This is a genomic window from Hymenobacter lapidiphilus, assembly GCF_013377885.1.
Taxonomy (GTDB): Bacteria; Bacteroidota; Bacteroidia; order Cytophagales; family Hymenobacteraceae; genus Hymenobacter; species Hymenobacter lapidiphilus.
In genome coordinates this window covers 1-8516 of sequence record NZ_JABKAU010000071.1, presented here as the reverse complement: position 1 = coordinate 8516, position 8516 = coordinate 1, and the positions used below count along the sequence as shown (strand labels likewise).

Genomic DNA, 8516 nt, shown 5'->3' with positions numbered 1-8516 from the left:
CTTGAGCTTTTAGCTGAGAGCTGTTAGCCACTAGCTTTCATTCATCAGGGCTTGTTTCGGGCTAATGCGCGTAGCTTGCGGTGTGAAGCTGGCAGCACAAAAGCTAACAGCTACTAGCTTTCAGCTAAAAGCTCCAAATCAATGCGTCTTGTTCGTCATCCGGTTCTGTGCAATTACTACGTTACCTACCGGTGCAACGCCAAGTGCTCGTTCTGTGATATCTGGGAGAAGCCCTCGCCCTACATCACGCTCGATGACGTAACCCGCAACCTGCGTGACCTGAAGCGGCTGGGCGTGTCGGTGGTGGACTTTACGGGTGGCGAACCGCTGCTACACCGCCAGATTCATGAGTTTGTAGGGCTGGCCCATGACATGGGCTTCATCACGACGCTGACCACCAACTGCCTGCTCTACCCCAAATACGCTGAGCGGCTGCGCGGCAAGGTGGACATGCTACACTTCTCGCTCGATTCCAGCGAGAAGGAAGTGCATGACCGGGGCCGGGGCGTGGCCTGCTTCGATTTCGTGCTCGAAAGCATTCGGGTGGCCCGCGAACTGGGCGAGCGGCCCGACGTGCTGTTCACCGTATTCCGCCAGAACCTGGCCGACCTGGAGCGGGTGTACGAGCAGATTACGCAGCCCAACGGACTGGTGCTCATCCTTAATCCGGCCTTCGAGTACGGCGATGTGGAAACCGGCGAGCAGCTTACCCCTGAGGAACTGGACTACCTCTCGGCCTTTGGCAAGCGCAAGGGCGTTTACCTCAACGAAGCCTTCATTCAGCTGCGGCGCGATGGGGGTAACCACGTGGCCGACCCGGTGTGCCGCGCCGCCAGCACCACGCTGGTCGTGTCGCCCTCCGACGAGCTGGTACTGCCCTGCTACCACCTCGGCGAAAAGAAGTTTCCTATCGAAGGTCGTCTGTTCGACCTCTACAACTCGGCCGAAGTACAGCAGCTGGCCGCCCTCGAAGGCCGGCTGCCCGCCTGCGAAGGGTGCACCATCAACTGCTACATGCAGCCTAGCTTCGCCGTCGAAACCAGCAAGTACTTCTGGCAGGCGCTGCCCAGTACCATCAAATACAACTGGGAAAAAGGCACCTGGAAACGGATGCTAACGCGCTGAGAAACCGAGAAAGAACGTGTTGCTGAGCGCAGCAGAAGCATCTCGCGTGCAATAGCGATTCAGCTCCTAGCTTTACTTTGGCAACATCAGCGGTAGAGATGCTTTGGCTCTGTTCAGCATGACGTTCCTGTTTATAGCCTTCACCTGCCAACTTTAGCTCATGCCCCTAATTCTGCCCGTTCAGGGAAAACACCCGCAGCTTGGTCCCGACTGTTTCGTGGCCGATAATGCGACCATTGTGGGCGACGTGACAATGGGCCGCGCCTGCACCGTGTGGTTCGGGGCCGTGGTGCGCGGCGACGTGAACTCCATCCGCATCGGCGACCAGACCAACATTCAGGACGGGGCGGTGCTGCACTGCACCTACCTGAAGGCGGCCACGATAGTAGGGTCGCGGGTGAGTATCGGCCACCGCGCCCTTGTACACGGCTGCACCGTGGAGGATGATGTGCTGATTGGCATGGGCGCCATCGTGATGGACCATGCCGTGGTAGGTGCGGGCTGCATTATTGCAGCCGGGGCGGTGGTGCTGGAAAACATGCACTGCGAGCCGGGCTACCTGTATGCCGGGGTGCCGGCCCGCCGCATAAAGCCCGTTACGGAGCAGCAGCGCGCCGGTCTGCTCCAGACGGCCGACAACTATGTGCTGTACGCCAGCTGGTTTCAGACTGAAGACACTGAGCCCGAAAAAGCGGCCGACTAAAGCAAAACTCCATCAATAGCCACCAATCAAAAGCGCCTCCCCAAACCGGGGAGGCGCTTTTGATTAAGTTTGGTTTGAGTCCTGCGTGACCGTCTGCTACAGGTGTGGCATTTCGCCAGCTTCGGCTTCGGCCTCCTGGCCGTTGAGCAGCCGTAGCTGCACCAGCTCGACGGCGCGGCGCGAGCGTTTGAGTACTCGGAACTCGTAGTTGTCGAGCGTGGCCACGTCGCCCACCTCGGGGATGTTGCCGTAGAGCACGTTGAGCAGGCCGCCCACGGTTTCGTAGTCGCCGCCTTCGGGCAGGGGATAGGGGAGGTGCTCGTTGGCGTCGGGGATGGGCGTGGCGGTGTTTACGCGGTATTCGGTTTCCGATACCTTCTCGACCACCGGCACCTCGTTGTCGTACTCGTCCTGGATTTCGCCTACCAGCTCCTCCATGATGTCCTCAATCGTGACGATGCCCGACACGCCGCCGAACTCGTCGCTGACAACGGCCATGTGCATGTGCTTGCGCTGGAACTGGCGCAGCAGCCGGTTGATTTTCTTGGTTTCGGGCACGAAGTAAGCCGGCCGGATGATTTTGGCCAGCTCCAGCGGCTCGTGCCGCCGGATAATCTGGAGTAGGTCCTTCACGTAAAGCACGCCCACGATGTTGTCGATGTTGACCTCGTAGACCGGGATACGCGAGTAACCCTCGGTGTACACCATTTCCAGCACCGCGTCTTCGGGCGTGTTCATCTCGAGGGCAACCAGCTTGGTGCGGGGCACCATAATCTGCTTTACCATCCGGTCGTTGAACTCGAACACATTTTCGAGCAGCTCGTGCTCCGACTCCTGAATCTCCCCGCTTTGCTTGCTCTGGTCGAGCAGCATCCGCAGCTCTTCGCTGGTGTGTACCTCCGAGCCGTGCGACGAAACTACCCCAAACAGGCGCAGTACGATGTTCGACATCCGGTCGAGAATCCAGATGAAGGGGAAGGCAATAAACGCGAAAGCCCGTAGCGGGATGGCAATGGCTATGCTAGTGCTTTCGGGCTCCTGAATGGCCAGTACTTTGGGGGCCTGCTCGCCGAGCACGATGTGCAGCACCGTAATCAGCGAAAACGAGGTGACGATGGATATCTGGTGTACTACCGTGGAAGAAAGCACGATGCCGAACTGCGCAATAATGGCCATGATAATCTCGGCTACCACGCTTTCTCCAATCCAGCCCAGGGCCAGCGAGGCCAGGGTAATGCCGAGCTGGCAGGCCGAGAGGTAGTGGTTCATCTCGTGCAGCATGCCCAGCAGTAGCTGCGCGATGCGGTTGCCGCTCTGCGCTTTTAACTCAATCTGAGAGATGCGGACCTTGACGAAGGCAAATTCGGCGGCCACAAAAAATCCGTTGGCGGCAACCAACAGGATAGTCAATAAAATGTTTAAGCCCATAGTTACGGATAGCAGGCTCAACCGGCCCGGCCATCCTTTATACTGCGAAAGTACGACATTCGCTCTAAGGGGTTGGGGTAACAACCGGAATTCCGGATACTGGAGTCGGCGGCGCGACCAGCCGCTAAGCAGGGTAAACCTAGTCGCCGGGTAGCTGTTGCCGTTTCTGCCGACCTTTGCCGTCGTTCCGCTTTACTCTCTGCTTCTATTATGCCCTCGATTCATCGGTTTTTCCTGCTGCTGCTCATGCTGCTGCCCCTGGGCATGCGGGCGCAGGTAATGCAGCCTACCAAGCTTACTACCACCCTCAGCCAGCCCACCGCCAAAGTAGGCGAGCAACTCGACCTCATCATCAACGCCCGCATGGAGGCCACCTGGCATCTGTATGCCACCAACTTCGACCCCGATCTGGGCCCCACGGTTTTCAGTCTGCAGTTTGCCAAAAGCCCGGCCTACGAGTTGGTCGGCCCCCCCAAATCGGTGGGCGAAACCAAGCACTACGACAACGTATTTAAGGGCGACGTCACGTACTTCGAGAAAACCGGCCAGATCCGCCAGCGCATCCGGGTACTGCAGCCCGGGTCTTTGGTTATCAAGGCCGAAGCCGAATTTCAGAGCTGCACCGACGTGGACGGCCGCTGCATTCCGGGTGATGCCAGCCTGAGCTTCGGCCCGCTGGAGGTGCTGGAGGTGACGGGCACTGCCGCCGCGCCGGCCGCTGCTACTCCCGTTGCTGTCACCCCCGCCACCAAGGCAACTGGCCCCGAAGCGGCTCCGGCTACCCCCGGCACCGCGGCCCCGGCTCCCGCCAACGTGGCCACTGCCGTTCCTGCCACCACGCCCAACAATACGCTTATTGCAGCCGATGGCAGCGTTGCCGTCGTGTCGTCGTCGGCGGGCACGCCGGCCGCCAGCGTGGCTACGGTAACGTCTACGGCCGTCGAGTCGGCGGGCGGACTGTGGGGGTTTGCCTTCGCGGCCTTCGTGTTCGGACTGGGCGCTTTGCTCACGCCCTGCGTGTTTCCGCTTATCCCGATGACGGTTTCGTTCTTCACCAGCGGCTCCGACAGCCGGCAGCGTGGTATCCTGAAAGCCTCCGTATATGGCCTCAGCATCATCGTTATCTACGTTTTAATTGGCGTAGTCGTGTCGGCGTTGCTGGGCGAAGACGGCCCCAACCTGATTGCCACGCACTGGCTCCCCAACCTGATTTTCTTCGTGGTGTTCGTGGTGTTCGGCCTCTCATTTCTGGGGTTGTTTGAAATCACGCTGCCCCACAGCATGGTGAACAAGATTGATGCCCAGGCCGACAAAGGCGGCTGGGCAGGCGTGTTCTTTATGGCCCTCACGCTGGTACTGGTGTCGTTTTCCTGCACCGGGCCCATTGTGGCCACCATTCTGGGCTTGGCGGCCCGGGGCGAGCGAGTGGCCCCGGTAGTGGGCATGCTGGGCTTTTCGCTGGCCTTCGCGCTGCCTTTCACGCTGTTTGCCATCTTCCCAACCTGGCTGAAAAGCCTGCCCCGCTCGGGTGGCTGGCTGAACACGGTGAAGGTGACGCTGGGCTTCGTGGAGCTGATGCTGGCCCTCAAGTTCCTGAGCATGGCCGACCTGGCCTACCACTGGGACCTGCTGCCGCGCGACGTGTATCTGGTTCTCTGGATTGCCCTTTCGGGCCTGCTGGGTCTCTACCTGCTGGGCCGCTTCAAGCTCTCCCACGATTCCGACATGGCGCACCTGAGCGTGGGCCGTTTGCTGATGGCTGTACTGGCTTTCAGCTTCATGACGTACCTGGTGCCCGGCCTGTTTGGCGCGCCACTGCCGCTGCTGGCCGGCTACCTGCCCCCCCAAAGCCGCACTGACTTTATGGTAGCCACCGTGGGCACAACGCAGGGCAGCGCGGTTGAGGCCGCGCCTGTGGCCGGCTGCGAGCCGCCCCGCTACGGCGACTTCCTGGAGCTGCCCCACGGCCTGTCCGGCTACTTCGACCTGGAGCAGGCCCGCCGCTGCGCTCAGGCCCAGAACAAGCCGCTGTTCATCGACTTCACCGGCCACGCCTGCGTAAACTGCCGCAAAATGGAAGCTACCGTCTGGAGCGACCCACAGGTGCTAAAGCGCCTGCGCGAAGATTTCGTGGTGGTGGCGCTTTATGTTGATGACAAAACCGATTTGCCCGCCCAGGAGGCGTACACTTCGACTTACGATGGCAAGTTGAAAAGCACGATTGGCAAGAAAAACGCCGATCTGCAGGTGACGGGCTTCAACGTAAACGCGCAGCCTTACTACGTGCTACTCGACCCCAACGCTCCTGCCAACCAGGCCGGCGTGTTGGCCCCGCCGCTTGGCTACGAGCCCAATGCGGCTGCCTTCGTCCGCTTCCTGGATGCGGGCCTGGCCAGCTACCGCCAGCGGCAGGCCAACCGCTAGTCGCGGCCCCGCACAGAAGAAAGGCGAAAAACTCCCGACGGTGAGTCGGGAGCTTTTATTCAAAACCTCGAATGGATTTGCAGCTAAAATAGCCGACCTTTGCGGCAAGTTTCCGTGCTATGCTGCCACATTGCCCGAAAAGTGGGTCAAGAAGCAGGAGAATAGCAAAAACGAAAAAAAAGAAGGCGGCACCCACCCAGATGCCGCCTCTCAATTCAGAACGTACCCACCCAGATACGTTCTGGTATTCCCTTCCCACTTAACCCCACCAAATCGTTATTGCTTTAGAAGAAGGAACTGGACCTTCGCACGATAGTTAGCCGGTAACCAGCCTGTTTTTATCAAATCCTCACCCCGGGAGGGAGCATCTGTCTGCCAGTCTCATCACACCATAATATCGCAACAATCCTGTGCCTTTTGCATCTGATTGTGACAAATGTAAAAAACATATCGTTGCGATGAAATATATTAAGATATAAAGGATAAAAATTTATACTATTTTTAAGTAAAAGTACGTTTGGTTGAAATATACATAATCAAAGTTTAAAACAATGGCACGTAATTACGAACTTGACGACACTGACCGGAAGATTCTGGCCCTGCTTATTGACGACGCCAAGACACCTTACACTGAAATTGCCCGCAAGGTGCATGTATCGGGTGGAACGGTGCACGTACGCATGGCCCGCCTGGAGGAGCTGGGTATTGTGCAGGGCGCAACCCTTAAGATAGATTATGAGAAGCTGGGCTTCGGCGTACGTGCTTTTCTGGGCATCTACCTGCAGAAGAGCTCGGTGTACGAAGGGGTAGTAAAGGCCCTGCGCGAAATCCCGGAAGTCGTCAGCATCGACTTCACCACCGGTGCCTACGGCATCTTTGCCCGCCTGATTTGCCGCGACACCAACCATCTGCGCGAAGTGCTCCACGGTCAGATTCAGCTCATTGAAGGTATTGAGCGCACCGAAACGCTCATCTCGCTCGAAGAAGCCTTCAACCGGCCCATTCAGCTGCCTGAAATAAAAGAGGACAACGAATAGAAGCCAGCACAGGCACTGCTAGTGACAGCAGTGCCTGTGCCAGCAAATAGACGGGAGTAAGCTGAAATAGTGTTATAAGAAGAAAAATGCGCTGTTAGTTGCCATTTTATGGTAGCTAATCTATATTTAGTAGCCAGTAACTAGTGCTTTACCCTGGCTGCTTATGAGAATTCGCTACGTTTTTCTCCTTGTAGCCGCAGGTGCGGTGCGGCTAAGCCAGGGGCAGAGCCTGCCGGCCGTTTACCTCGACGGCCAGGGCCGGCCGACCGTGCCCGACAGCGCCACCCATTACCGGGTAGTGGAGCGCCGTAACGAGTTGCTGGGTACTCATGCCATGCGCGAGTTCTCCCTACTGGGCGAGCTGATGCTGAAGGGCACCCTGTCATCCATCGACCCGCCGGTGCGCAACGGCCCGCTCACCTGGTACCACCCGGGGGGCAGCCGCGCCGCCCAGGTGCAATACCGCGACGATGAGGCAAATGGCCTGTATGTAGGTTGGTACGAGGATGGCCGTGTTAGTCAGCGGGGCGACTATGTGCAGGGGCAGCGGGTGGGGCGCTGGCTTTCGGTGCACCGCAACGGCCAGAAACGCTCGGAAGGCCACTACAACGCCGGCCGGCCAGTAGGCGAGTGGCGCTATTACTACGATACGGGCGAACTGAGCGCCATTGAGATGCCCGACCGTCAGGGTCGGCCGCTGGCGCTGGCCTTTTTCAACAAGGATGGCTCGCCCTATATGCAGCCTGTGCAGGTGCGCAAGCTGCCGCGCTTTCTGGGAGGCGAGGCGGCTCTGCTCAGCTTTGTGGCCCAAAACACCACCTACCCACGCGAGATACGCCGCAAGGGTATTGTGGGCAATGTGCTGGTTAGCTACACTGTGGGTGAGGACGGCCGCGTGAGCCAGGTGCGGATAGCGCAGGGCCTGGCTGCCGAAGCCGACCGTGAGGCGCTGCGGGTGGTAGCGGCCCTGCCGCGCTTTGACCCCGGCCGCGAATACAACCTGCCCACGGCCATGACCTTTACCATTCCCATCTATTTCGGGCCGGGCTTTTCATTGGCTTCGGGCCTGAAGCCGCCCCAAACGCCACCCTCCGAGGCCCGCGCCGCTGCCCCCGAAGCTACCGACTGAGGTGCCGACACAGCATACCGCATAAAGAAGCCTCCGCGCTACCTGACCCTTGGGGCCGGCAGCGCGGAGGCTTCTGTACTACTGGATTGGGCTAAACTAAGCTGTTACCTGGGCATCGAGCTTCTGGGCCAGTACGTGCTTGGGCACAGCACCTACTTGCTTGTCTACTACCTGTCCGTTCTTGAAAACGAGCAGCGTAGGAATGCTACGGATGCCGAATTTGGCCGAAGTCTGGGGATTAGCGTCTACGTCGACTTTGCCGATAATGGCTTTGCCTTCGTACTCGCCAGCCAGTTCTTCTACCACCGGGCCTACCATGCGGCAGGGGCCGCACCACTCGGCCCAGAAATCCACAAGCACAGGCTTGTCGGAGTTGATGATCTGGTCGAAGTTGGCGTCGGTAATCTCAATGGCTTTATGTCCCATGATGAATGTCAGGTTTGGGGTGAAAGATGTTACGCGGCTATACGGGCCATCGGCCCGCAAGGTAGCAGATTGTGATTCAACAAGACCCAGCCCGGAAAGTTCGATCGGGGCAATGAGGTCTTAAAGACGCCGCACGAGCCAGCTGTAATCTCCGCCAGCTGTGGCCCAGCGGAGTAGTTGCCAACAGGCATTTCAGTGATTGGAGGGGAAGAAAAGTCAGAAATTTATCCAACCCGAATTATAT

At 58.7% G+C, this 8516-nt stretch carries 7 protein-coding genes; 5 read left to right on the top strand and 2 right to left on the bottom strand.

Annotation, left to right across the window (positions count from 1 at the left end; translation table 11 throughout):
- Window positions 1-141: 141 nt before the first annotated feature.
- Both HW554_RS19790 and HW554_RS19785 read left to right on the top strand, forming a co-directional pair.
- Complete coding sequence (locus tag HW554_RS19790; RefSeq protein ID WP_176910260.1) at window positions 142-1125, top strand: radical SAM protein; 984 nt, start codon at window positions 142-144, stop codon at window positions 1123-1125.
- Between the two features lie 160 nt (window positions 1126-1285).
- Window positions 1286-1828: a gamma carbonic anhydrase family protein gene (locus tag HW554_RS19785; protein ID WP_176910259.1), complete on the top strand. Its 543-nt coding sequence runs from the start codon at window positions 1286-1288 to the stop codon at window positions 1826-1828.
- Window positions 1829-1924: 96 nt separating this feature from the next.
- On the opposite strand, the gene HW554_RS19780 is transcribed toward HW554_RS19785, so the two are convergent.
- Entirely contained in the window at window positions 1925-3256 is a 1332-nt protein-coding gene (locus tag HW554_RS19780; RefSeq protein ID WP_176910258.1) for a hemolysin family protein, read from the bottom strand.
- A gap of 210 nt (window positions 3257-3466) precedes the next feature.
- Here HW554_RS19780 and HW554_RS19775 point away from each other — a divergent pair, with 210 nt between their 5' ends.
- The 3 genes from HW554_RS19775 to HW554_RS19765 all read left to right on the top strand — a co-directional run bounded on the left by HW554_RS19775 (window position 3467) and on the right by HW554_RS19765 (window position 7846).
- The gene (locus HW554_RS19775; protein WP_176910257.1) at window positions 3467-5680 is read left to right on the top strand and encodes a protein-disulfide reductase DsbD family protein; all 2214 of its coding nucleotides are present in this window, start codon (window positions 3467-3469) and stop codon (window positions 5678-5680) included.
- Window positions 5681-6231: 551 nt separating this feature from the next.
- A complete protein-coding gene (locus HW554_RS19770) occupies window positions 6232-6717 on the top strand; it encodes an AsnC family transcriptional regulator (RefSeq protein ID WP_176910256.1) in 486 nt (161 codons plus the stop codon).
- Window positions 6718-6880: 163 nt separating this feature from the next.
- A complete protein-coding gene (locus tag HW554_RS19765) occupies window positions 6881-7846 on the top strand; it encodes an energy transducer TonB (RefSeq protein WP_176910255.1) in 966 nt (321 codons plus the stop codon).
- Between the two features lie 96 nt (window positions 7847-7942).
- Here the strand turns inward: HW554_RS19765 and trxA are convergent, their stop codons facing one another.
- Window positions 7943-8272: a thioredoxin gene (gene trxA, locus HW554_RS19760; RefSeq protein ID WP_092742274.1), complete on the bottom strand. Its 330-nt coding sequence runs from the start codon at window positions 8270-8272 to the stop codon at window positions 7943-7945.
- Window positions 8273-8516 lie beyond the last annotated feature (244 nt).